Source organism: Dellaglioa sp. CoH-57-MRSF-19 (genome assembly GCF_056781975.1).
Genome location: NZ_JBXAXW010000001.1, coordinates 22,383 through 46,743 on the forward strand (window position 1 = coordinate 22,383; position 24,361 = coordinate 46,743).

23 protein-coding genes and 1 pseudogene are annotated in these 24,361 nt (G+C 33.8%); 2 read left to right on the forward strand and 22 right to left on the reverse strand.

What is annotated here, in order from left to right:
• Nucleotides 1-24: 24 nt before the first annotated feature.
• The 5 genes and pseudogenes from AC1RO3_RS00105 to AC1RO3_RS00125 form a co-directional block, all read right to left on the reverse strand.
• Nucleotides 25-1,104: a lactate oxidase gene (locus tag AC1RO3_RS00105; RefSeq protein ID WP_481761118.1), complete on the reverse strand. Its 1,080-nt coding sequence runs from the start codon at nucleotides 1,102-1,104 to the stop codon at nucleotides 25-27.
• Between the two features lie 151 nt (nucleotides 1,105-1,255).
• Nucleotides 1,256-1,873, reverse strand: a complete 618-nt coding sequence (locus AC1RO3_RS00110) for a flavin reductase family protein (RefSeq protein ID WP_481761117.1) — start codon at nucleotides 1,871-1,873, stop codon at nucleotides 1,256-1,258.
• A gap of 6 nt (nucleotides 1,874-1,879) precedes the next feature.
• Nucleotides 1,880-2,512, reverse strand: a complete 633-nt coding sequence (locus AC1RO3_RS00115) for an alpha/beta hydrolase (RefSeq protein WP_481761116.1) — start codon at nucleotides 2,510-2,512, stop codon at nucleotides 1,880-1,882.
• A 2-nt stretch (nucleotides 2,513-2,514) separates the two neighbouring features.
• Nucleotides 2,515-3,477 (reverse strand): annotated as a pseudogene (locus AC1RO3_RS00120) (ring-cleaving dioxygenase).
• 105 nt (nucleotides 3,478-3,582) lie between these two features.
• On the reverse strand, nucleotides 3,583-4,422 hold the full coding sequence (locus AC1RO3_RS00125; RefSeq protein WP_481761115.1) for a LysR substrate-binding domain-containing protein: 840 nt from the start codon (nucleotides 4,420-4,422) through the stop codon (nucleotides 3,583-3,585).
• Nucleotides 4,423-4,506: 84 nt separating this feature from the next.
• On the opposite strand from AC1RO3_RS00125, the gene AC1RO3_RS00130 reads away from it, so the two are divergent.
• Nucleotides 4,507-5,517, forward strand: coding sequence for a YeiH family protein (locus tag AC1RO3_RS00130; RefSeq protein ID WP_481761114.1), 1,011 nt, complete (start codon nucleotides 4,507-4,509; stop codon nucleotides 5,515-5,517).
• Between the two features lie 62 nt (nucleotides 5,518-5,579).
• Here AC1RO3_RS00130 and AC1RO3_RS00135 read toward each other — a convergent pair whose 3' ends face one another.
• The 10 genes from AC1RO3_RS00135 to AC1RO3_RS00180 all read right to left on the reverse strand — a co-directional run bounded on the left by AC1RO3_RS00135 (nucleotide 5,580) and on the right by AC1RO3_RS00180 (nucleotide 16,686).
• On the reverse strand, nucleotides 5,580-6,308 hold the full coding sequence (locus tag AC1RO3_RS00135; protein ID WP_481761113.1) for a Crp/Fnr family transcriptional regulator: 729 nt from the start codon (nucleotides 6,306-6,308) through the stop codon (nucleotides 5,580-5,582).
• A gap of 127 nt (nucleotides 6,309-6,435) precedes the next feature.
• Nucleotides 6,436-7,380, reverse strand: coding sequence for a carbamate kinase (gene arcC, locus AC1RO3_RS00140; protein WP_409021884.1), 945 nt, complete (start codon nucleotides 7,378-7,380; stop codon nucleotides 6,436-6,438).
• Nucleotides 7,381-7,408: 28 nt separating this feature from the next.
• Entirely contained in the window at nucleotides 7,409-8,833 is a 1,425-nt protein-coding gene (arcD, locus tag AC1RO3_RS00145) for an arginine-ornithine antiporter (RefSeq protein ID WP_481761112.1), read from the reverse strand.
• 153 nt (nucleotides 8,834-8,986) lie between these two features.
• Nucleotides 8,987-10,003, reverse strand: a complete 1,017-nt coding sequence (gene argF / locus AC1RO3_RS00150; RefSeq protein WP_481761111.1) for an ornithine carbamoyltransferase — start codon at nucleotides 10,001-10,003, stop codon at nucleotides 8,987-8,989.
• Between the two features lie 24 nt (nucleotides 10,004-10,027).
• The gene (arcA, locus tag AC1RO3_RS00155) at nucleotides 10,028-11,263 is read right to left on the reverse strand and encodes an arginine deiminase (RefSeq protein ID WP_409021880.1); all 1,236 of its coding nucleotides are present in this window, start codon (nucleotides 11,261-11,263) and stop codon (nucleotides 10,028-10,030) included.
• Between the two features lie 220 nt (nucleotides 11,264-11,483).
• Nucleotides 11,484-13,046: a YfcC family protein gene (locus AC1RO3_RS00160; RefSeq protein ID WP_481761110.1), complete on the reverse strand. Its 1,563-nt coding sequence runs from the start codon at nucleotides 13,044-13,046 to the stop codon at nucleotides 11,484-11,486.
• Nucleotides 13,047-13,308: 262 nt separating this feature from the next.
• Complete coding sequence (locus AC1RO3_RS00165; protein ID WP_481761109.1) at nucleotides 13,309-14,421, reverse strand: aminotransferase; 1,113 nt, start codon at nucleotides 14,419-14,421, stop codon at nucleotides 13,309-13,311.
• 195 nt (nucleotides 14,422-14,616) lie between these two features.
• Nucleotides 14,617-15,717 (reverse strand): NADH-dependent flavin oxidoreductase, encoded by a 1,101-nt coding sequence (locus AC1RO3_RS00170; RefSeq protein WP_481761108.1) that lies wholly within the window; start codon nucleotides 15,715-15,717, stop codon nucleotides 14,617-14,619.
• A gap of 70 nt (nucleotides 15,718-15,787) precedes the next feature.
• A complete protein-coding gene (locus AC1RO3_RS00175) occupies nucleotides 15,788-16,165 on the reverse strand; it encodes a MerR family transcriptional regulator (RefSeq protein WP_481761107.1) in 378 nt (125 codons plus the stop codon).
• Nucleotides 16,166-16,257: 92 nt separating this feature from the next.
• Entirely contained in the window at nucleotides 16,258-16,686 is a 429-nt protein-coding gene (locus AC1RO3_RS00180) for a CopY/TcrY family copper transport repressor (RefSeq protein WP_481761106.1), read from the reverse strand.
• A gap of 256 nt (nucleotides 16,687-16,942) precedes the next feature.
• Here AC1RO3_RS00180 and AC1RO3_RS00185 point away from each other — a divergent pair, with 256 nt between their 5' ends.
• Nucleotides 16,943-18,190 (forward strand): dicarboxylate/amino acid:cation symporter, encoded by a 1,248-nt coding sequence (locus AC1RO3_RS00185; protein WP_481761105.1) that lies wholly within the window; start codon nucleotides 16,943-16,945, stop codon nucleotides 18,188-18,190.
• Between the two features lie 102 nt (nucleotides 18,191-18,292).
• Here the strand turns inward: AC1RO3_RS00185 and AC1RO3_RS00190 are convergent, their stop codons facing one another.
• The 7 genes from AC1RO3_RS00190 to AC1RO3_RS00220 all read right to left on the reverse strand — a co-directional run bounded on the left by AC1RO3_RS00190 (nucleotide 18,293) and on the right by AC1RO3_RS00220 (nucleotide 24,236).
• Nucleotides 18,293-19,159 (reverse strand): TMEM175 family protein, encoded by an 867-nt coding sequence (locus tag AC1RO3_RS00190; RefSeq protein WP_481761104.1) that lies wholly within the window; start codon nucleotides 19,157-19,159, stop codon nucleotides 18,293-18,295.
• Nucleotides 19,160-19,192: 33 nt separating this feature from the next.
• The gene (locus AC1RO3_RS00195) at nucleotides 19,193-19,645 is read right to left on the reverse strand and encodes a hypothetical protein (RefSeq protein WP_481761103.1); all 453 of its coding nucleotides are present in this window, start codon (nucleotides 19,643-19,645) and stop codon (nucleotides 19,193-19,195) included.
• A gap of 38 nt (nucleotides 19,646-19,683) precedes the next feature.
• Complete coding sequence (locus AC1RO3_RS00200; RefSeq protein WP_481761102.1) at nucleotides 19,684-20,385, reverse strand: YjjG family noncanonical pyrimidine nucleotidase; 702 nt, start codon at nucleotides 20,383-20,385, stop codon at nucleotides 19,684-19,686.
• A gap of 123 nt (nucleotides 20,386-20,508) precedes the next feature.
• Entirely contained in the window at nucleotides 20,509-21,126 is a 618-nt protein-coding gene (gene apf, locus AC1RO3_RS00205) for an aggregation-promoting factor (protein WP_481761101.1), read from the reverse strand.
• A gap of 342 nt (nucleotides 21,127-21,468) precedes the next feature.
• Nucleotides 21,469-22,404, reverse strand: coding sequence for a pyridoxamine 5'-phosphate oxidase family protein (locus AC1RO3_RS00210; protein ID WP_481761100.1), 936 nt, complete (start codon nucleotides 22,402-22,404; stop codon nucleotides 21,469-21,471).
• A complete protein-coding gene (locus tag AC1RO3_RS00215; protein WP_481761099.1) occupies nucleotides 22,394-22,921 on the reverse strand; it encodes a hypothetical protein in 528 nt (175 codons plus the stop codon). Before AC1RO3_RS00215 ends, AC1RO3_RS00210 begins: the two co-directional genes overlap by 11 nt.
• The gene (locus AC1RO3_RS00220; RefSeq protein WP_409021868.1) at nucleotides 22,908-24,236 is read right to left on the reverse strand and encodes a glycosyltransferase family 2 protein; all 1,329 of its coding nucleotides are present in this window, start codon (nucleotides 24,234-24,236) and stop codon (nucleotides 22,908-22,910) included. Before AC1RO3_RS00220 ends, AC1RO3_RS00215 begins: the two co-directional genes overlap by 14 nt.
• Between the last annotated feature and the right edge of the window lie 125 nt (nucleotides 24,237-24,361).

Here is a 24,361-nt window from a genome sequence, read left to right on the forward strand (position 1 = left end):
AATTGTATCCCCTTATTGTTTTCTTTAAATAAGTTCCGTTTTTTTTATATCATCAACCGTTTTTGTTCCAGCTAATTGCATATCAATTGTTAATTCCTTAGCTAAATGTTCAAAGACTGATTGAACGCCTTTCGCACCACCCAAATGAAGCCCATAAACCATTGGACGGCCAATGGCAACGACATCCGCCCCACTAGCAAGCGCTTTAAATATATGTGAACCACGACGAACGCCACTATCAAAGACAATTGGCACTCGTTTATTGACCTTCTTAGCAATTAACTCAAGAACATCAAACGATGCAGGTCCGCCATCTAGTTGCCGACCGCCATGATTTGAAACCCAAATACCTTTAGCTCCAGCTTCAATAATAGCATCAACATCCAATGGTGATTGAATACCTTTAACGAAAACGGGTAAGTCAGTATAATCAGAAATACTCTTAATATCTGCTAAACTCAATGTTTGTTTAGCATTAGCATAAATAGCTGCGATTCCTTGTCCTTCACCTTCACCATATTCAGCTAAATTAGCCATTGGTTGAGGGAAGATAAATTTATTAATACTATCAGCTTCACGATTACCACCTAGTGTTGAATCAGCTGTTAATATGATAGCCTTCATCCCCACTTCTTTGGCTTGATCTAATAAAAAATGATTAAATTTATCATCTTTACTCATATACAATTGGAAAAATTGAGGTCCACCAGTTCCTCCATTATATGTTTCTGAAATCGTTTTATTTGAATACGTACTAAGCGACATAATTGAACCAACTGCGGCCATCCCCTTAGCAGTATCAATTTCACCTTGTTCATGGGCTAGCCCCTGTGCCGCAACTGGAGCTGCTATCATTGGCATTTGTAAATCAATACCCATAAATGTTGTTGATAAATCCGGATTTTCGATATTTTGTAAAACTCGAGGTGAAATTTGCTTATGATTAAATGCACTTGTATTTTCGCGTAACGTCCATTCATCCTCAGCTCCACCAGCAATATACCCAAATGCACCCTTTTCCATACGTGCTTCCACTAATTTTTCTAATGATTGAACATTGGTGATTTCAATCGAATGTTCTTCTTGACTTGCTTGATATCCCATAATTGTATCCCCCTATACTATTTATACTTGTAGTGTAGCCCTTAATAATAAATACTGTCATCAATAACACTTACTATATGTCAATAACGGCTATATAATTATTCAATCCATACAACAATGGCTAATCAAAGAATTACTAATTTGATATTAACTATTTTGGTCGAATTAATTTATATTGCTCTCCTAAGTTAGCGTATTCTGGTCCAGCCAGCCTCGCCACTGGATCTAATTTTTTAGCATTAATATACATTTTTTCTTTATCCAAAACATCATCTTCTATGTGAAAACAAACCACTTCAAGAATAAATAAATCCGTAATAATCTTACCATCATCCATAATAGGAACATACTGGTTCAATATAACTTCAAACCTCGCTTTAACACCATCAATCCCTGGCACCAATACCTTATTACTAGGAACCGTTGTTAATTTCAATTCGGAAACTTCACTCTCGTCTAGTCCAAAACTAGCAGCGCTCTGATTAACAAATTCCATTAATTCACGTGTTGGTAATTGGACCACAGCCTGTTTCGAACTAACTAAATTAGCCGCGGTGTGTTTCATTTCACCATTTCTACGTCGATTAATTGATATCGACATTAATGGCAACGTATCCGATACAACACTAAAAAAACTAAACGGAGCTAAATTAATTAGTCCCGTCTCATTTACAGTAGTAACCCATGCTATGGGTCTCGGAATTAATGTACCAGACATTAATTTGTACTGATTTTTAGCCGATAATTCGTTACTATTAAATGAAATCATCTTATATTATTCCTCAATTTTTAATCTATTGGTCTTATCTAACCATTGTTTAGCATTCCGTAATTCTAATTCTGAAATTTGATGTGATTGTTCAGCCTCAAAACTGGTAAATTCAATATTAAATTCTCGACAAAACTTCTTTAGTTCATCAAAATTTGATTTTGAAACAATTGGATCTAAAAATCCATATGAACCCCAAATTTTAATATCACTTAAGTCGACAGTCGCTTTAATATTTTCCGATAACACCATAGGATGTAGTAAAACAGCTGTTTTAAATAGTGCCTGTTCCGTTAATAATGAATGGAAGGCAACGTTAGCCCCATTAGAATAACCTAGGACAATTAATTTTTCTGGATCAAAAGCGTACTTCACAGCTAACTCATTAATTACAGTCATTAACCAATTTGTCTCTACAGATAAACTATTTAAATCGAAATCACCATCCGGTAAATGTGCAAAATAGCGTGTTAAACCATTCTCTATTAACCGTCCACGAATGCCAATTTTAGGACTATCTGGAGCCAAAAAATCTGCAATTGATAGTAAATCTGATTCCGTTCCACCAGTTCCATGCAACATTAAGATTGTCGCATTGCCAACCCTACCAGCTTTATAAGATGTAATTGCTTCTGCCATATCTATAACTTCTTGTCTGAATTGAAATTAACTAAGTGAGCTTCAATATCTGCACGTTGGTCTTCTAAAAATGGTGGTAACTCTAGGTGAATACCAGCTTCTTCATATGTTTCATCTTGCAAGAATCCAGGACCATCCGTTGCAATTTCAAATAATACACCTTCACCAGGACGGAAATACTCTGATTTAAAATAGAATCGGTCAACAAAACCTGAATCACGAATACCAACTCTTTGTATTTGTTCAATCCAATAGTTTAATGACTCTTCATCTTCTGTCCTGAAAGCAATATGATGAACTGTTCCATATGCTTGAATCTCATTCGGTAAATCTTGGTCTTCTTCGATAATAATTTGTGCGCCATGTCCACCATCGTTCAATTCATATAATGTACGTTGATTTTCTGTGGCAATTTTATCAAATCCCAATAATTGTCTTAACACAATATCCATACGTTCTGGATAATCCACTGTAATAATTGTTGTTCCTAACCCATTAATTGCGAACATCTTGGGAACCGGACTATATAATTAAGGTGTCCCAGCTTCCACACCATGATTACGTTCGTCAGAAATTAATTGATATTGCTCATGATCAAAATCATAAAAATTCATTGTTTTACTGCCAAAATTCATTTCAATTTCATCATGTTTAATATCATAATCGTCAAATCGTTCTGCCCAAAAATCTAGGGCATCATCGCTAGGAACTCTAAATCCAATTCTCGAAATACCATTTTTTCCTTTTGTGCCTTGAAATAAACCCGGAAAATCAAAAAAGGTAATATCGGTTCCTGCCGATCCCATATCATCCGTAAAGTATAGATGATAGGTTCTAACATCATCTTGATTTACTGTTTTTTTAATTAAATGTAATCCTAATATTTCTGTCATAAAATGAAACATTTTTGGTGAACTTGAAGTAATAGCTGTAATATGATGTAATCCTAATAATTTAGTGTTCATGATTGATACCCCCAATTTATTTAATAAACTTAAATTATCACACTTACTAAAAGTAAGCAATTTATTTAACCTAATTATTTTATACTTAAGTCTGATAACCTTAATCTATACTTTAGAAGATTCATTTATTAAACAAGTTACAAATTCTTGAATTGGCTTTGGTAGTTCGTTTCTTCCAACAAGGTAGAATTCACGCTGATACTGTTTTGATAGTACTTTGACTGGTATCTCTGGGTAATCAGTCAGTGCAGTCTGTGAAACAATTGATTGCCCTATACCTTGTCTGAGCAATTGAATAATTAATGAATTACTTTTAATCGTCATGAAGTGCTCTAACGTTAAATTATTTGCTTTTAAGTAGTTAATTGAATAATGATAAACACCTGATCCATGTTCTCTAAGTAACCACGGCTCATCCTCATTACCAGCCCAAACTAATTGATCAGTCGTCAACGAGTAACGTTTAATATTCTTCTCAGTCAACGGTTTTTCAATAAATCCAAAATCTAACTTATGTTGCTTTAATTGTTCCATAATTTGTGATGAATTAAGAACGCTAACTTCTAATTCTAATCGTTTTAGAGATTCCTTATTTTTGCGTAACAGGTCAGGTAGTAAGTATGCTGCAGTGGTGTGTGAGGCAGCTATTTTACAGGCAATTTTCTGATCAGTTTTTTGATGTTTTAAGGCAAATAAATCTTGCTGCCATAAATCTAGTAATTGCTGTGTTTGCTGGTAAAGTAGCGTTCCACTCTCGGTAGGTACAATTTGTTGTCGGCCATTTCTTTCAAATAACATAACACCTAATGTTTCTTCCAATTGCTTAATTTGAACTGAAATCGTTGGTTGTGATAAAAATAGTAGTTGCGCACTAGTAGTAAAGTTCCTTGTTTCATAAACTGATTTAAAAATTTCTAAATTTTTAAAAATATTAACCACTTCCATTCGTTTTATTAATAGTACTTATTATAAAGATTTATTTTATTAATTAAAAGAAATCAGCTATAGTTAAAGTATTGTTTAGAGAGGATGATCATATTGAAAAAAATAACTAACTTACTACCAGGATTTATCGTTGCCTTACTAATTGGGCTTGCCAGCTATTTTATTGCTAAACTTTGGTTGCCCATGTTAGGTGGTGCAACTATTGCTTTATTCATTGGAATCATTTTAGGTAATACTGTTCTACATCAACCCACACTAACGGCCGGAACTAAATTTTCTGAGAAACGTTTATTAGAATACTCAGTTCTTTTGTTAGGTGCGACTATCACATTTCAAAGTATTAAAGAAATTGGTTTAAATGGCTTACTTTTTACTTTTCTTCAAATGAGTATCACAATTATTTTTGCAATTTGGCTAGGTAAAAAATTAGCCTTTGGTGAAGGTACTTACTTATTAATGGCCGGTGGAAATGCTGTCTGTGGTTCATCAGCCATTGGTGCAATTGCCCCAGTTATTGATGCTGATAATGAAGAAACTGGAATTTCAATTACGTTAGTTAATCTAATGGGAACCATTTTAATGTTAACATTACCTATTATTGGAACCCTCCTCTGGGGTGGTAACAATGTTTTCAGAGGTGTCTTAATTGGTGGAACTGTGCAATCTGTTGGGCAAGTAGTTGCAAGTGCAACTATGCTAAATCAGGATGTCATCGTAACTGCTACATTGTTCAAAATATTAAGAATTATTTGTTTAGTATTTGTTATTACTATTTTTAGCTATTTACACAGCAAGAATCAACCTACCCAAAAAGCGTCACAAGTAACAACAAAAAAATCAACTTTAGTTCCTTGGTATGTTATTGGATTTTTAACACTTTGTGTCCTTAATAGTTTACATTTTTTACCTTCACGAATTGGTGAAACTGCACATTTTCTAAGTACATGGTGTGAAATAATCGCCTTAGCTGCTATTGGCCTTCGGTTAAATTTAAAATCACTATTTAGTCAAGGCAAGCGTTTATTACTTTATGCTGGTGGTATTATGCTTGTTCAAGTAGTATTAGCAATCGGTTTAATTACAATTTTATTTTAAAAAAATAATCATATGACCTGGCCATAATATGCCAAAGTCATATGATCATTTTTTTATTCAGATTATAATTTAAAGATGCGTTCTTGCCGGTCAAAACTCTGATCAGCAAACCAACCTTCCAACAATGTTAATTGCTGCCGTTCAAAAATGATTTCCTTATTTTTAGCCAAGCACTTAATCACATGTCCGGCTGTTTCACGAGTAGTCCCGCTAACTAACGCTAGCTCTTTAATCGTGACACGATAAGGAATAACGACATGCTTTTCTGTGAAATCAGCACCTAATTGTTCTGCTAAAATATTGATAGCTTGTACAATTCGATCATGAGCACTAGACGTTACCATTCTTTGCACTTGATTCTCTGTAGCGCTTAGAATTGTTGACATCTCCCTTATTGATCGAGTAGCCATCAGAATATTTTGCTTCAATATCCGTTCAACTAAGGCCATTGGGAAATAGACGATTTGTATATCCGTCATGGCTCTCGCTAAATAAGGGTAATTTTTATCACTTAGTAAGCCTCGATACGGAAATCCTAAGTCATTTTTGATATATGAATAAAATCCAAAGTCGCCATCAATATCAAATCGTTCAACCCGTATTACGCCTTCTATTAAAAAATAAAAACGTGTACGTTGATCATTTTCGTCAAAAAGAACCTGACCTTTTTGGAACGATTTGATACTCATGTTGTTCATTAGTAAATTGGCTTCTTCATCAGTAAGTGCTTCAAAATCTGATAATTTTCTTAAATACTGCATATATTGGGGTACTGCTTTAATTTTTTGCATTGTTTGATCCCCTCCACTAATTACTAACTCCCTAAACTCTCTCCTTTATCATTTTAACATGGATATTCCTTGGCCACAATTTACCTTACAACTTTGTTAGCTAGTTCAGCTTAACTATCGCTTTTTATTAACCTTTTACGATAACTGTCCCAGCATCATTATCTAATAATTGACTGATGTTTTCTAAAGATGTCACAATTGCGCGACCCTTTTTACTTGCTTCAACGAATTCAATCGCAGCTTCAATCTTAGGTAACATACTACCTTTAGCGAATTGATCTTCTTTGATATATTCTTTTAATTCAGAAACAGTTACCTGTTCTAATTTTTCTTGATTAGGTTTATTGAAGTTAACATAAACATTATCAACACTCGTCAAAATAATAAGTAAATCAGCATCTACCAATTCAGCTAATTTTTCTGAAGCGAAATCTTTATCAATAACAGCTTCTACGCCATGTAATTTACCGTTTTCTTCAACAACAGGAACACCACCGCCACCAACAGAAATTGAAATAACACCATTTTCTGTTAATTGATCGATTGTTTTGTATTCTTTAATCCCAGTTGGACGTGGTGAAGGAACAACACGACGCCATCCACGACCAGCATCTTCAACAAATGTCATCTCTTCATGTGCAGCCATTTCTGCTTTAGCAGCTGTTTCTGAATAGAATGGACCAACTGGTTTAGTTGGGTTACTAAATGCAGCATCATTTTGATCAACGATAACTTGTGTCACAATAGTTGCAACTTCTTTATTGATTCCTTTTTCAACCAATGCATTATCCAATGCATTTTGCATCCAATAACCAATACTTCCTTGTGTCATTGCAACACAAGTATCTAATGGTAAGGCTGGGTTCTTTTCAGAAACTGCAGCTGCTTGTTGAAGTAATAAGTTCCCAACTTGTGGACCATTACCATGAGAGATAATTAATTTATCCCCTTTTTCAACAAATTTAACAAGATATTCAGCTGTTTCTCGCAATGCTTTTTGTTGTGCCTCAGCACTAGCATCCTTTGATAAAATAGCATTTCCACCTAAAGCAATAACAATTTTTCTTGACATATTAATCGACTCCTCATTTTTTTATTTATTAAACAACCATTTTTCCTGAAGCAATTAACCAAATACCAATGCAAGCACCAATAATTATAACCAGGGTTATACCTATTTCGCCTTTTGATAAGAATTTTTCACCTTGTGCTACTCTTGCTTTCCCATAGAAGTAAATCCCTGGAATGTAAGCGATTAAACAGAGTAATAAATAACTGATACCGGCCATAATAATCCCGGCAACTTGGAATAATAGCGCAATTAAACCATATACTAATTGTGCTTTATTGCCTTTTTCATCAATATGTTGAATTGAGTATTTAACTTGATACATCGCAACTAAGATATAACAAACAATAATTGAAGCTGTACATAGTGAATAAGCAAAATTATAAGCCTTATCTGTGAATAAAAGCGTGAAAAGGAATAATTGTACTAATCCGCCTGTTACGATTAAAGCAAAAGTTGGTGCTTTTTTATCATTAACTTTACCAAAGTAACCGGGTAATAATTTACTTTTGGCCATTAATAACATTGTTTCTGCTGGAAGCATTGTCCATGATAACCATGCACCCAAAATTGAAACAATTAAGCCAATACCGATAACGTAACCACCAACTGGTCCAACCATTTCAACAGCAATATATAACATTGCTGGTTGATGAATTGAAGCTAATTGTGCTTGTGTCAAAATACCGTATGGTAACATTGAAGCTAAAACGTAAACGACTAATAAACTAATTAAGCCAATGATTGTAGCCTTACCTGCATCAGATTTCTTTTCTGCACGAGAAGACAACATTGATGCCCCTTCGATACCTACAAAGACCCACATCATAACCATCATACATTTTTTAATTTGTGAAGCGACATCGCCAACAACGAAGTTATGACTCATTGTGCCCCAGAAGTTAGCTGTAAAAATATCGATCTTGAATAAGAATATAGCAACAACAATAAATACAAAAATTGGAATTAATTTGCAGACCGTAACAATCGCATTGATTGCTGCTGCACCTTCAATACCGCGATTAACAAAGTATGTTAATCCCCAGCAAAGGATACTTGCAATTAAAATTGAAGGTAGATTTTGTCCTGATTTAAAGATAGGGAAAAAGTAACCAACCGCACTCATCAAGATTGTAGCGAATGCAACGTTTCCTAACCAAGCAGATAACCAGTAACCCCAACCACTGATGAATCCAGCGAATGGTCCAAATCCTTTTTCTGCATAAGTAAAAATACCTTCTAAATCTGGTTCTTTATTTAATAAGTTATTCAATGAAAGAGATAACATCAAAATACCAATTCCGACAATTACCCAACCAATTAGAGCAGGACCGGGTGAAGATGCATTGGCTAAATCAGAGGTTAGTCCGAAGACCCCACCACCAATAGAAGAACTAATAACTAACGCGACTAGCGCCATTAAACTAATTTTTTTAACTGTATGTTTTTCGTCCATAATTTAACTGCCTACTTTCTTTATTAAAAATAAAAAGGGACCTAATCTAAAGTCTTGCTCCAGATTAGTCCCCCTAATGACAGCCTATTTTTTTGCAGAGACACTTCCCTGTTAAGTTACTTTCACCGTTAAAAACAAACTATCATAATGTTATTAAACGCGTGGAATGAATAAGTTTCCTGCAGTTGCAGCCATAATTGCTTTGATTGAATGCATTCTGTTTTCTGCTTCTTCAAATTGACGCGCATATTTACTACGGAATGCTTCGTCAGTAATTTCCATTTCTTTAACACCATATTTTTCGAACATTTCTTTACCATATTCAGTTTCAATGCCATGGAATGCTGGTAAACAATGCATGATGATCATATTTTCATTACCAGTCTTTTTAACCATGTCCATGTTTAATTGGTATGGTTTCAATGTGTTAATACGTTCTTCGAATTTATCTTCTTCACCCATTGATACCCAAACATCTGTGTAAAGAATATCTGAACCTTTAACCCCTTTATCAACGTCTGAAGTAATCATGTTCTTGCTTCCTGATTTTTTAGCAAATTCAGCAGCAAATTTTTGAACTTCTTCAGTTGGTTGTAATGAGTCAGGTGCAACGATATGAATATTTACACCTAACATTGATCCAGTTACCAAAAGGCTGTTAGCCATATTGTTACGGCCATCCCCAACGTATGTTAATGTGATGCCTTTTAATTTGCCAAAGTTTTCTTTAACAGTCATAAAATCAGCAATCATTTGTGTTGGATGCCATTCATCAGTTAAACCATTCCATACAGGAACGCCTGAGAATTTAGCTAATCCTTCAACAACATCTTGGCTGAATCCACGGAATTCAATACCGTCGAACATACTACCTAATACTTTAGCTGTATCTTCAACTGATTCTTTTTTACCTAATTGAATATCATTTTTTCCAAGAAATTCAGGATGAGCACCTAAATCAACTGATGCTGTTGTGAAAGCAGCACGTGTTCTTGTTGAATTTTTTTCAAAAAGTAAGGCAATATTCTTACCTTGAAGATATTTATGAGGGATTCCACGTTTTTTCAAATCTTTTAAATGAATTGAGAAATCGATTAAATATTCTAATTCTTCTGGAGTAAAATCTTTTTCTGCTAAAAGACTGCGACCTTGAAAGACTGTGTTTGACATATTAATTTCCACCTTTTTTAAATTTTATTTTTTTAAGTCTTCACGAACGATAGGCATACTCATACAACGTGGACCACCACGACCTCGTGATAATTCGGCTGAAATAACTTCAATAACTTTAATTCCATAACTTCTTAGGACTTCATTTGAAACGTAGTTACGATTATAAGTTACAACTGTATTAGGAGCGATTGCCAATGTATTTGAACCATCATTCCATTGTTCACGAGGTGCAACTACTGCATCGCCGTTACCAACTGGAATTAAGATAAGTTCTGGTACTTTTAAGACTTCACGTAAGACATTTTGTAAGTCTGTACGATGTGAAATGTTAATGTGGTTATCTTTACCTGGTTCTAAGATAAATGTATCAACGTTTCCGCCATTATCTTGGATTCCTGGATGAATTGTAAATTTATCGTAATCAATCATTGTGAACACTGTATCCAAATGCATCATTGCACGGTTATTAGGGATTTTAATTGCTAGAATCTTATCAAAGCCACTGTGTTTTGCAAATAATACTTGTGCTAATTCTTCGATTGAACGAGCTGAAGTACGTTGCGAAATACCAATTGCAAGAACGTGGTCGTTTAAAATTAATTCGTCTCCACCTTCCATACGGTCGAGATGGTTACGACTACGCCATACGTTTACGCCTTTATTAGCAAAACGTGGATGGTATTCCATAATGTATTCCATAAATAATGATTCGCGACGACGTGCAGCGAATGTCATACGGTTAATTGTTAAACCATCACCCATTGATGCTGCTGGGTCACGTGTAAAGTAAAGGTTAGGCATTGGATCCATAAAGAATGGATAGTCTTCAGAAGAACTTAAATCAACTAAAGCATTTGACTTGTAATCGATTTCATTTGTTCTAACGCCAGCCATAATTTTATCAACCATATCTTGTGTTTCCATTGAAAGTAAATATTCTTTCAATGCAGCATGGAGTGTGCTAGAAACTAAACCTGATTCATCTAACATTTTTTCCAAGAATTCTTCTTTTACATTTCCTGCATCTAAAGCTTCTGCAGCCAATGTTTCAAGATAAATTGTTTCAACGCCATTGTCTTGCAATGTTTTTGCGAAAAAATCATGTTCTCTTTGAATTTCAGGTAAGTATGGAATATCGTCAAATAAAAGACGACCCATGATATCTGGTGTTAAGTTTTCAACTTCTTTACCGGGTCTCTTTAACAAAACTGTTTTAAGAGTTCCGATTTCTGATGTTACGTGTACTGGACTTGTCATAATGATTACCTCCCATATATTTATTACATGCATAGCATAACAGGAATAATTAGCCTATATTAGTAAACGCTTACACCTATAATGTGAACTATTTCTCATTATGAGGATTCTTACGGTTCAATATCGTATATTACATTTATAAAACGCTTCCACTACCGTGTTTTTAAAATTATTAAATGAGAAACATTAAAAGTACATTATTTTTATGATAATTCTTACTTTAATAAATTAAGACTTGTAATACTAAGAGTGCACCACCAAATAATAGAACAAAGACAACGACGGGCCAAACGAATTTTACCCAGTGCGAATATCTGATATTTAACATTTGAAGTGTTGCCATAACTAACCCTGTTGGTGCTAAGAAAAGCATTGCATACTGTCCAAATTGATAAGCAGAAACGACAATAAATCTTGGAATATCTGCAGAATCAGCTAATGGCGCAAATATTGGCATTGCTAAAACGGCTAATCCGGATGAAGAAGGTACGATAAATCCAAGGAAGAAGAAAATAACCATCATGATAATTATGAAAATTGGTCCACTTACGCCAACAACTAAAGATGACGCATATTGAAGAATGGTATCTGAAATCAATCCTTGATTTAACACGATATTTATCCCTCTGGCAAGTCCAATAATAAATGACACCCCAACTAAACTAGATGCACCACTGACAAAAGCATCAATGACACCCTTTTCACCTAGACCATCTCGACCTGTACCTGTTAAGAACATAATGGCGATAGCAAATACCAAGAATGAAGATGCCATCGTTGGGAACCACCAACCTTTTGCCATAACGCCCCAAACCATGATTGGGAATGTCACAACAAATAATAATAGAATAATTTTCTTACGAATAGTGAAAACTGATTTATTACCACCTTCACCTGAAGATACTGACCATAATCGATTAAAGTCTTTACTATCTTCATAAGTAATTGAAGCTGTTGGATCATCCTTAACCTTTTTACTATAACGTCCTAAATAAATAATTAAGAAAATAGACCCGACAATCAAACCAACAATCCGCCAAATCATACCTTGCGTAAAATCAATTCCGGCTGCATTTGACGCAATAACAACTGAGAACGGATTAATCGTAGAGAATGTGGTCCCAATAGAACTGGATAAGAAAATTGCCCCCACGCAGACTATCGAATCATAGCCCATCGCGATAAATACTGGTACCAATATTGGATAGAAGGCCACTGCCTCTTCTTCAATCCCGCAAAGAGTTCCGCCTAAAACCATTAAAATTGAAACAAAGAAAATTGATAAAAATTCATGACCTTTGGTTTTCTTAGTTAGCGCAATTAAACCTGATTCAAACGCGCCGCTGACTTTAACAACACCAATTAAACCACCCAGGACTAAAATAAAGACCATAATATCTACGGCTTCAATTGTCCCGTTAACCATACTATTTGTGATATCAGCTGGTCCTGCCGGATTTTGCTTCAATCGCTGATATGTATTAGGTATTGATACTGCTGCCGTAATACCACCTGATGTAAATTGTTTAATATCAATTTTGACATGAAGTTTATCCAATTGATTTTGTGTCGCAGGAACTTTTTTTACATTCCCATGCGCATCGGTAATTTTTAATTCCGTACTTGCCTGATCATAAGATAATTTAGAGTAAGAGCCCGCTGGAATAATCCATGTTGCCATAACTGCAACAATCGTTAATATAAATAAAATAACAAAAGCGCCGGGCATTTTTAACTTAAATTTCTTTTTAGGTACCTTTTCCATTGTTGTCGTTGAATCCATTATAATTTCCTCCTTTAATTGTTTTATACCAAATAGATAGCGGCGTTATCCTTTTACTGTATTTTTATCATGACACCCTCCTCTGCCGGTCGTTTCGCTTGGAGTATATCAACAGTCTACAGTTTCTGGTGTGAAATCGGTTACATTAAAAGTGTGAACCAGCTCACACTTTTTGATTTATCATCTAATTTTACTTTCCACAAAAAGAGAGATAAAAAGTAACTTGTAAATCTACTTTTTATCTCTCTTTGATGCACTAAACTTATTCATGTAATGCTTGTGACAAGCGTTTTAATCCTTCTACTAAAACGGATTCTTTAGCACAGTAACCTAATCTTGCATGTCCTGGCACACCAAATCGGCTTCCAGGTACTAATAAAACCCCATAATCTTTTAATAATTTTTGACAAAATTGTTCATCATCTTCAATTGTTTCAAATTTTATAAATGAAGTCGAGACAGATTTTGGCACTACTAAGCTAACTGCTGGCTCATTTTCCACCCAATCACTTAAAATTTTTAAATTTCGTTTCACAATTTGTCGATTTCTATCCAATACTAATTCTTTATTTTTTAAAATATGAACAGCCATTTGGTCATTAAATACACCTGCACAAATCATCGTATAATCACGGTATTTTCTAAAAATATCTGTAACAGCTGGACTAGCAACCGTCCAACCGATTCTAATACCGGGAGTTGAATAGGTTTTTGATAAACTATTCGTCGCAATACCTTTGTCATATAAATCAACAATTGAACTTACGTCCGTTGTATCATCTAAAGGTAAATAGACCTCATCAACTAATACATATGCGCCGACTTCTTTTGCAATTTTAACGATTTCAGTCATTAGTTTAGTTTCAATTACTGTTCCCGTTGGGTTATTCGCATTATTTAAACAAATCATTTTAGTATCTGGTCGAATAATTGCTCGTAATTCATCCAAATCAGGCATCCATTGATTTTTTTCAGAAATATTCCAAAAATCGACTTCAGCTCCTAATGATTTAGGAATATCATAGAGTTGCTGATAACTAGGATACATAGAAATCACATGATCACCAGGTTCAATCAACGCGTATAGTGCCAGTTGATTTGCTCCTGTTGCACCATTAGTTTGTAAAACTTGTTCCGGCGAAACCGCTTTATAAAGTTTGCTAACCTCTGCTTTAAAAGCTGGGGACCCCTCAATCCAACCATAATTCATCTTTTGTGCATCTAAATCACGATAAAAATCCTGACCATTTTCTTGACCAATATTTAATAATTCGTTCATTGTCATCGATGAAACCGTTCTTTGTGCAATATCATACGTAGCTTTAGATTCATAGACATTTAACCACTCTTCAACGCCAAATCCTGCAATTTCCATAAGTTATCATTCTCCAATCTATATTATTTGTCTTAACGTCCTAAATAATAACAGAAATTAAAAATTAAGCCAGTGTCTGTTTAAATATATTAAAATGACAAATCTGAACTTTTAATTTTATAACATAAAAAATCTGTTGCCAGTAATAGGTTTTCCTATCATCAACAACAGATATTACAGTTTTTAATAAATTATCTAATCTACTAAGGTAAATCCAAATGTGCTACCCAGCGCTTGGATTTTTTTTAACATTAACTTAGGGATACTAGGATCACTCATCGATAACGTTAATTGCCATTTTTCTTGATTTAGCAAATTAGGATTTGCAACTAATGCTGACCCAACAGCAACTAAATCTAATCCCGATTTTAATGCTGTCGTTGCTCTATCAAAAGTATTTAATGAGCCGGCTGCCACGATTGGTACCCGTTGATTAACTAGTTGAGAAACTCTTTGAATATAGGGTTCACCACCCTTTGGACCATCAGTTAACGCATCACCCAACGAAAGGTGCAAATAACTCACCTGTTTAGCAACTAAATTCGTTATCAAAGCTTCTGTATCTTCTAATTTAAGACCATCTGTTTCACGTTCTTCAAGTGTAATTCGGTAACCGATAATAAATTCTTTAGTCGTATTTTCATCAGCCACTCGTTGAACTTCATCAACTACTGCCATAGCAAATCGTAATCTATTTTCTAATGATCCGCCCCACTGATCAGTCCGATGATTATAGTGTGGTGAAAGAAAATTTTGAATTAGAAATCCATGGGCACCGTGAATTTCAATACCATCAAAACCTGCTTGAATTGCACGTTTAGTTGCTGTTCCGAAAGCCTTTATAACTTGTATTAGCTCTTCTTCTGCCAATTCTCGAGGTGTCTGTGCTGGAGCAAATGGTGTTTTTGGTGCTGGTACTGGACTCGCACTAACAACGTCATGATTTGTAATTAATTCTGGTAATGCCTTATTTCCAGCATGATTTAATTGTAAGATGGCCTTTGCCCCACCGGCCTTAATAGCTGTGGCTAACTTCGTCAAACCTGGTATAAATCGATCTTCATAAACACCAATTTCATGATCAAATCCAACACCATTTTCTTGTACATGGCTCGAACCTGTGATAACCATTCCGACCTGTTTTGCACGTTGTTCGTAATAACTAATTTCTGCTTCAGAAACTGTTTGATCATCGTTACTTGCCCATGTTGTCATAGGTGCCATCACAAGTTTATTTTGTAGGGTTATTTGTTCATTTAAATTGAATTTTTTTCGTAAGTTAATTTGCTTAATCATTATAAAATGTTCCTCCTATATCTAATATAGGTTTATAATAAACCTTCAAGTCGACTTGAAGGCAAGCTTTTTATTTATCGGTCATTTTTAACATCTGTTTTACATGATTTTCGTACGTTTCAATTTTATTATCTAAAAAATTATAAGTATCTTGCATCGCCGCGATTTGTTCACCTAATAATCGTTGCTGTTTAATCAAAATCTGTTTACGTTGCTCTTCAGTGGCCTCACCTTGTTGCGTTAGGTCAGCATATTCTTTTAAAATGTTGATTGAAATCCCCGTTTGACGCATATGTTTTGCAAAATTAACCCATTCTAAATCGATTTCATCATAGTCCCGATACCCGCTTGTATTCCGTGATACAGTGGGAATAAGTCCTACTTCCTCATAATATCGTAACGTCGCAGTCGGTAAATCAAACTTCTCACTTACTTTTTTAATATTCAAAATCAAACACTCCTATTCTCATCTTTTTTAATCTCATTAGACAATTAAGATAAAGGATCAGATTAAATTTTATAATGTTTCACATGAAACATTTACATCATTTTTTCAGCTAAGCAGTTACATTCAACCATTTCTGGTGCATTTTTACTTTTTTCATCAATCACACTTTGTAGTTTCACAATATCTGATTGGCTTAACTCAACTTCACTTAATAAATCGGCAATTGTTGAGCCAATTTTCATTTGGCACATATGTTCAAATAATAACTGACTAACATGATCCATCGTCGTTTGTTCTTCTATTAGGGGTTTGTATATGAATGCTCGGCCCTCTTTATCAGCAGATAATGCACCCTTTTTTACTAATCGACCCAATAATGTTTTTATTGTTGGCATTTGCCAATTCTTTTTTTCTTTTAAATTCTTAAATATTTCATTACTAGTACTCTGACCTAATGTCCAGATAACACGCATAACTTCCCACTCAGCGTCGCTAATTTCAATTATTTTTTTATTATTCATTAGTATTGCCCTTCTTTCATTGGTCTTATGATTACAATTGTAAACTAATGTATTTAACCCGTCAATAAGCTATCTTTCAAATTAGTATAATCGGTTAAATACTCATTATTAACTAATACTATCTCATTTTTTAATATTGATTAAACTCATTTGTTTTTGCATATTATTCGTTTCCTTTTTTTAACTTAGCTTTTAAACAAAACAATTGATATACTAGTGTTTATGACTTTAGACTAATTATTTAAGGGGATTTTTTATGACTACTTTTTTTAATCGCTACAAAACATCTTTATTATTACTCTCGGGTCTAATCATAGGTGGGATTGTCGGCTTAATCTTTAAAGAACAAGCTGCTGTCCTTAAACCTTTAGGAGATCTTTTTCTAAATCTAATGTACATGATTTTAGTTCCACTTGTTTTTTTCAGTATTTCATCTGCCATCGCAGAAATGTCTGAAATGAAACGACTTGGTAAAATCATGATTACAACATTAATTGTCTTCCTAACAACGGCTTTCATTGCTGGTGTTATTGGGTATATCGGTGTTCGTCTCTTTAACCCTATTCACGGCGTCAACGTTGATACGATTAAAGGTTTGATGGGTACTGTTAAAGATACATCAACAAAATCATCTGGTTTAGAAACATTAGTTAATACATTCACCGTTAATGACTTTTATCATTTATTATCAAAAGATAATATGTTACAACTAATTATCTTTTCGATTTTAATGGGTACAGCTGCTTCAGCAACCGGTAAAGAATCTAGTGTATTTACAAAATTTTTATCAGCTGGAAACGTAGTAGTTATGCGGATGGTTAAATATGTGATGATCTACGCGCCAATTGGTTTAGGTTGTTTCTTTGCCAATATTATCGGTAATTTAGGACCTCAGATTGCTGCCGGATATTTGCGCAGTTTCATTCTTTACTTAGGTATTACAGCTTTCTACTTCTTTGTGATGATGAGTTTCTATGCATTTATCGCAGGTGGCAAAGCCGGTTTTATGATTTTTTGGAAAAATGTCTCAGCTCCTGCTGTTACAGCAATTGCAACAAGTTCTTCAGCTGCATGTATCCCTGTTAACCTAGAGTATTCTAAAAAAATGGGCGTGAGCGAAGATATCGCAAATACGATCATCCCATTAGGTGCAAATACGCACAAGGATGGCTCTGTTATTGGTGGCATCTTAAAAACAACATTTTTATTTGCCGTTTTTGGTAAAGATATCACGAGTTTAAATAATATGATTATGATTATCTGTGTTTCATTCTTGGTTGGTGTCGTGATGGGCGCTATTCCAGGTGGTGGTATGGTTGCCGAAACCTTAATTTGTTCAATCTTCGGTTTCCCAATGGCTGCTCTTCCATTAATTCTAATTATTACAACCATCATTGATATTCCCGCAACTTTATTAAATTCAACAGGAAATACTGCTACTGCAATGCTTGTTACGCGTTTCGTTGAAGGTAAAAATTGGTTAAAAGATTTTATGGCACAATAATAATAACAATCCCCCTATATTAGATACTGAAATATCAGTCTAGTATAGGGGTTTTTTGTAATTAAAAACTGCCCTTTCCAAAATTGGACGGACAGTTTACTATTAATCATCTTCTCTACTTAATTGGTCTCTACCATACTTTATATTTTTTCTTCGCGTATTTTGTGAATCCTCAAATGCTTGACGATATTGACGAAACCATCTAAGTATCGTTCCTTCACTAACGTCGAGTGCCTCTTCAGCATCCTCTGTAAAATTCTCCCACGCATCAGGATCTTGTTGTTTTATTTCTTTTCTAAGTGTCGTAATAATTGGTTTTAATTTTTCTCTATCTTCAGGTGTCATCTCTAAGAATGCCTCAGTACCTTTAGGTTCCATTTGACTAATATTAGTAAATTCACTGTTATCTGCACTATTAGTAATAAATGAACGAATTGGTATGATAATAAAAAAGACTAACGTTATTTTAGGGAAAAACCAGCCTATAAGAATTAAAGCTAATATTAATAATCCGGTTTCTGTGTTATGTCTGCCATAAATGGTTACATATACTTTTTTCATATCAGATTTTTCTGTATATTTTTGATGAATAATTTCTTTTACAATTTCCCTGAATAGATAAATAATTAACAAATATAAAACACCATACATTGTAACCGTTTCTCTGACAGTATCACTTGTCATTAGTCGTGTGAAGGTTGGCATTAACGATAAAAGCATCATTAAGATTAAATCCATCACAATTATTTTATTTGGTACTTCATTTACTTCCGAAAATGCGACCGCATGTTGATACCAGATATTAGCAACAAAACAGAAACTAACAATAAAGATTCCAATGGCTTGAAACAAACCAACAAAGTTAATCTCCCCATTTTTTATCTCAATTGGCATCTCTAATACCATAATGGTTATAATAATGGCTATAATCGCATCACTTAACGTATCCAACCGCTCTTTAATTTTCATATGTACCTCCTTTAAAATACTGCTATATTTAACCTATTTTTTTCTTTTTTTTAGTCGTTCTTCTCGTAAGGCTAATAATTTTGCAGTCGTTGATAAGGACATCGATATTAAAATAAAAAATAAACTAGTTTTGATAACTACTGTTGGTAATGCCCCTCCAACTGATTTAATAACAAGCGTTGATATTGTTAAAAAAACTGTGAAAAAATTTAAAATAAGTAAACTAATATCATATTTTCCCTTAATTTTTAATAAAATATGAGAAAAATAGAAAAAAGCAATACTAATTATCATAAATAAACTATAAATTATAAAAAAGATAATAATAAATACGACTGGTTCTGCTTTTGCAATCTCCATAAAGGAACGATCCGTTGCTATTTCTGACACTGATAAAACTTGTGAAAATAAAAAATAGGTAGCAATCACAAAAATAGCATACGTAATAATCTTTTTAACATTTTTCATCATTTTAGCATCTTTCATTATTCACCATTCCTCTAATCCAAGATTTATAATTATTCTTATATTATATTATTTATGGCTAACAGATCATCAATTTCGTAGGTCGCTTTTATTGATGTCTTATTTTTAATGTTTTTCGGATTGTACCAGACAGTATCAACGTGAACATTGTTCCCACCTTGAATATCTGATGTTAAAGAATCACCAATAATAAGTGCCTTATCGGGATTAAATCCAGCAATATGGTCAAAAGCATAGTTAAAAAAGCCAACCGTTGGTTTTTGATAACCCGTCATTTCCGAAACAAATATTTGCGGAAAGTACTTATCTAACTTTGATTCTGCTAATCGTTTATACTGCATGTTTGCAACGCCATTGGTAATAATCGACAATTGATAGTTAGCTGTATCTATTGATGCCAATAATTCATCTGCGCCCATCATTTTTTCATGTCCGGCAGACAGATTATCTTGATACTGTTTAGCCAACTCTTTACCATCAACTACTCTATTAAACTGTTTTTTGAAAAATATCGCAAACCGATTTTCTAATAATTGATCCCGCTTTAAATTACCACGCTCATATTGGCGCCATAACTGCTGATTAAATTTCAAATAATTTTGTTTTATTTTATCATCTAATGTTATTTTTTGCGTTAAAAAAAGCTTTTCTAGTGCAGCTTTTTCAGTTAACCCAAAATCAAGTAACGTATCATCAATATCAAATAGTAAAAATTCGTAATTTTTCAATTCAATTCTCAACTTTCATTCATGTAATTTAGTTACTGGACATTATCATTTTAACATAAGATTTAAAGTAACAAAAAAGCTTTGAATAAGGAATTATATCCCTATCCAAAGCTTCTTATTTTTATAATTTAAATTTTAGTACCAACCGTTTGATAACCAGAATGATTTTGCAGCACTCCATGAACCATAACGACTTGTTACGTAATTGTTAGCTACTTTTTCTTGGTTTGCAGCTGAGTAATCACCATTTAAATATGATGAACTTAATTGGTATTTACCAATATATTGGCCATTTCTTGCTGAGTATGAACCACCAGATTCTTTGTTAGCAATCCATGCTTTAGCACTTGATGAATCAGTAGTGCTTGCAGTTGCTGTTGACACTGTACTCTTTGGTGCAACTGTTGTTGCTGCTTTAGCAGGAGTTGCAGCTGGTGTTGCTGCCTTAGTAGTTGTTGTATTTGTTGTTGATGCTGTATTTGCTGTTTTAGCAGCTGTATCAGTATTGATTGTTAATTGTTCACCAACATAAATTAAATTAGCGTTACTAATTTTATTTTCTTTAACAATTGCGTTAACACTGACATCATTAGATGTTTTGTTAGCGTAAGTTGCTGAGATGTTATTTAGTGTATCACCTGATTTTACAGTATATACATCAGCATCTGCTGCTTTAACTGCAAGTCCAAGACCTGCTGCTACTGTTGCTACCATTGCTACTGAAAATTTTGTCATCTTTTTATTTAATTTCATTATATTTAGTTCTCCTTTTAAGTTAAACGTTTTTATTTATTTTTTTCTTATTTATCTTACGAGGTTCATACTATCAGTTAGTTTTTACATAAGCATTTCAGTCAAATATCATTATCTTGAAATAATGTAATAAATATCATATTCCGTAATAAATGTAAAATAAATCAAATACACCATTACCTTCTTATTCCCTTAGTGACAGTTAATCTATTAATAATTCGTCTGTAATTTATGTGTCAAAATATAGAGATAAATACGTTGAAAATCAAGTAAAAAGTTTATTTTTTTAATTGATTTATTAAAAAAAGGTATTATCAGCAATGAATATTGCTAATAATACCTTTAAAATTTCACTTGATCGTGCTGTGTCCAAGTATCTAATCGAGCACTTTTGATCACTATTTCATAAATAATCTCATTTTCTATATCTTCTTCCAGTAATCCATCCATAAATCCTGGCACCTGTGCCCGATACAACTCTGCTAGATCTTCTAATTTATATTTTGACCTCTTAACACTTAACCTATTACTAGCAATAGTCATCCCTGTACTCGTTGGAATTGTATTAATAGCTGCTTTACCTAAATCCAATTCAGCAATTTTAGGCGTTTCCGGAGCTGAACCAAAATACCAAACATTTGATTTATCAGGTGAAACAATAAATCGCATCTGACGACTCGATGGCATCCCATCTGCAGTAGCAGTACTCAGGACCATTTGATTTGTTTCACCAATAAATCGTCTAAATTTATCTAACACATTATGTTCTTCCACTTCTGAAGGTGCCCCTTCATCAATAAATGCTAATACCTCATCAACTGTTTTTAACTTAGACTCATTTTGTAGGTAATACAATATTTGTGGGATATACGGTGAAATATCCCGATCTTTATAATAAAACTGTAACCATCTTTTTGAAGCAAGCAGTGGGCCCGCGTACGTTACTCTTAGTTTAGTTTTATACCAACTAATTAAATGTTTTAATGGCCAGTGTTTGAGCATTATTTGCCAAAAGTATGACGTAAATAGAAATAGAATTGCCGCTACCAGTACATTAACTTCTATAATACTGACAACTGACAACATTTTGAATGGCTCAAATGTCATATAAAGTCCTAATAGGATTCCGGTTGATAAAACCGTTAAAAACGTAACTAATCTTCGCTTAAATAATCTTAATTTATGTAACATCAAGCCCGAAATGTCACGTCTTTTCTTCATATTTCTTTCTCGTACAACCATCTCATCTAATAATCTTTTATCCTCTTTAGAAATCATCTTCATCCTCATCTCCAAAGTAATCAAATTGTTGCCTTAATTCAAATGTCCCAATATCGGCATAATCTTGTATGATAATTTTATTTTGACCCTCTCTATGATCTCGTGGCCCATATTTTAAATAGTACATTTCTTCAGCTAAGTCAGTGTGTTTCTTTAATAATTTTGAATCATAACTTTCTATATCATTTTTTAGACGATTATTCGAAAGAATTAAATTATAAATATGCAAAATTAAAAAGAACGCAATAAAAAACAAATAGTATTGTAGGAATGTATTTATAATCGTATCAAAAAGCTCAGTAAATAGTGTTTGATCAATTGGGATTGCCTTATCTTTAAATAAAATCAAGATAACCGTGATACTGATTGGTACTAAGCACGCAATCCAGCCAATTGTTATTAATACTAATTGTCTTAGTTTGAGACTTACATTTTTTTGACCAAAAAACCAATCAATCGTCAATGCGTCTTCATCTACTTCGTTCACAATATAGTCAGGCTTATTTTTTGTCATCATCGTCGCCTCCTAAATCTGTTGTAATACTATCCGAACGTTCAGGTGAATGCCATACGCCACCATCTTCACCCGTAATAATTTTACGCACTGTCGGAATTAACTCAGCTACCATTGTATACGTATTTACCATCCAGTAAATGAGGATATACCACGGCGCAAAAATAACGTATTTTAAAGATTTACCACTATCATTGAAAAATGACGCCATGATTAACTGAATCAAACCAATAATGACCTCTATTGAAATAAATATGCAGGCGAGCGCTAAGTTATTGCTCAACTGTAACCAATCACCATTTACAATACAGATAATTTGAATTGCTAAAAATGCAATCATACTTAACCAATAAAAGACTGACCAAATAACACTTAATCCATAATCAATAATAATAGGTACACTTGAAAATTGTTTAATCGGATGACGTAGAACGCGTAACGTCTTCGTTAGAAGTACATAAACGCCACCAGATGACCATCTATGTCTTTGTTTAATTAGTTCACCTAGCTTTTCAGGTACATCCATAAAGAAGCGAATATGCGGCGCAAAATAAGCCACCCAACCTAATGCCTGCATGTCCCAGGCAATTGCGATATCTTCTGTTGGCTGTTCAGCTTCCCAACCACCAACATCTAAAACGGCTGCTTTTCGATACATTGTATTTGCACCTGAGAAAGCAAATAAACCGCCATAAGATAATTGCGATCTCTTAATTAAGCCAATGATTGAATTTAATTCATTCTGTTGTGCTTCTGCTACAATTGTTGTTTTATTAATTGGTAACATATTCCCAGTGACAGCGCCTAAATTCTTGCCACCTTTTCTTTCAAAATATGACATATATTTCCATAAGGCATCAACTTCTGGTTTTGAATCCGCATCATTGGATAAAATAAATTCGCCTTTAGCAAATGCCAATGCAATATTGAATCCAGCTGCTTTTCCACGATTATTAATAATTGTGATCGTTCTTAAACGTGATTTGAACTCCTCTTGTAGCGTCTCCAAAATCTCACCGGTTTTATCTGTGGAACCATCATTAATTACAATAACTTCATATTTATCTAGAGGATAATTTAACTTAGTCTCTAGATGTCGAATTGTTGCTTCTATTGATTGTTCCTCATTATGAGCAGGTACAAAAATAGAAATGAATGGTTCTCCCTTCTCTAAATATTTAGGGAGCTCCTTCTTCTCCATAAATATTCTATAATAAAGGCTCGATACAATAAAGGCTAGGCCTCCAACGATTGGATACGATACAATCGTGTAAATGAGTACCTTCGTAATATCGTTTAGTACTGTTGCTGTCATATAATGACCCCCAAATAATTGTAGTTAAATAAATAGCTAAAATCCTTTACATACATTGACTTAACGCCCTTTTTAAACTATAACCTCTGTGATTTTAATAATCAAATAAAATATTCTAATACTGG

What these genes read in the sequence shown, in the direction of transcription:
- AC1RO3_RS00180 (WP_481761106.1), bottom strand. Translation starts at nt 16,686, where the DNA reads ATGAATAATAAAAAAATAATTGAAATTAGCGACGCTGAGTGGGAAGTT.
- AC1RO3_RS00115 (WP_481761116.1), bottom strand. Translation starts at nt 2,512, where the DNA reads ATGGCAGAAGCAATTACATCTTATAAAGCTGGTAGGGTTGGCAATGCG.
- arcA (WP_409021880.1), bottom strand. Translation starts at nt 11,263, where the DNA reads ATGACAAGTCCAGTACACGTAACATCAGAAATCGGAACTCTTAAAACA.
- AC1RO3_RS00105 (WP_481761118.1), bottom strand. Translation starts at nt 1,104, where the DNA reads ATGGGATATCAAGCAAGTCAAGAAGAACATTCGATTGAAATCACCAAT.
- AC1RO3_RS00215 (WP_481761099.1), bottom strand. Translation starts at nt 22,921, where the DNA reads ATGACAAAAAATAAGCCTGACTATATTGTGAACGAAGTAGATGAAGAC.
- AC1RO3_RS00170 (WP_481761108.1), bottom strand. Translation starts at nt 15,717, where the DNA reads ATGATTAAGCAAATTAACTTACGAAAAAAATTCAATTTAAATGAACAA.
- arcC (WP_409021884.1), bottom strand. Translation starts at nt 7,380, where the DNA reads ATGTCAAGAAAAATTGTTATTGCTTTAGGTGGAAATGCTATTTTATCA.
- arcD (WP_481761112.1), bottom strand. Translation starts at nt 8,833, where the DNA reads ATGGACGAAAAACATACAGTTAAAAAAATTAGTTTAATGGCGCTAGTC.
- AC1RO3_RS00125 (WP_481761115.1), bottom strand. Translation starts at nt 4,422, where the DNA reads ATGGAAGTGGTTAATATTTTTAAAAATTTAGAAATTTTTAAATCAGTT.
- AC1RO3_RS00185 (WP_481761105.1), top strand. Translation starts at nt 16,943, where the DNA reads ATGACTACTTTTTTTAATCGCTACAAAACATCTTTATTATTACTCTCG.
- AC1RO3_RS00195 (WP_481761103.1), bottom strand. Translation starts at nt 19,645, where the DNA reads ATGAAAGATGCTAAAATGATGAAAAATGTTAAAAAGATTATTACGTAT.
- AC1RO3_RS00210 (WP_481761100.1), bottom strand. Translation starts at nt 22,404, where the DNA reads ATGATTTCTAAAGAGGATAAAAGATTATTAGATGAGATGGTTGTACGA.
- AC1RO3_RS00220 (WP_409021868.1), bottom strand. Translation starts at nt 24,236, where the DNA reads ATGACAGCAACAGTACTAAACGATATTACGAAGGTACTCATTTACACG.
- AC1RO3_RS00130 (WP_481761114.1), top strand. Translation starts at nt 4,507, where the DNA reads ATGATCATATTGAAAAAAATAACTAACTTACTACCAGGATTTATCGTT.
- AC1RO3_RS00160 (WP_481761110.1), bottom strand. Translation starts at nt 13,046, where the DNA reads ATGGATTCAACGACAACAATGGAAAAGGTACCTAAAAAGAAATTTAAG.
- AC1RO3_RS00190 (WP_481761104.1), bottom strand. Translation starts at nt 19,159, where the DNA reads ATGAAAATTAAAGAGCGGTTGGATACGTTAAGTGATGCGATTATAGCC.
- AC1RO3_RS00135 (WP_481761113.1), bottom strand. Translation starts at nt 6,308, where the DNA reads ATGCAAAAAATTAAAGCAGTACCCCAATATATGCAGTATTTAAGAAAA.
- AC1RO3_RS00110 (WP_481761117.1), bottom strand. Translation starts at nt 1,873, where the DNA reads ATGATTTCATTTAATAGTAACGAATTATCGGCTAAAAATCAGTACAAA.
- apf (WP_481761101.1), bottom strand. Translation starts at nt 21,126, where the DNA reads ATGAAATTAAATAAAAAGATGACAAAATTTTCAGTAGCAATGGTAGCA.
- AC1RO3_RS00165 (WP_481761109.1), bottom strand. Translation starts at nt 14,421, where the DNA reads ATGGAAATTGCAGGATTTGGCGTTGAAGAGTGGTTAAATGTCTATGAA.
- argF (WP_481761111.1), bottom strand. Translation starts at nt 10,003, where the DNA reads ATGTCAAACACAGTCTTTCAAGGTCGCAGTCTTTTAGCAGAAAAAGAT.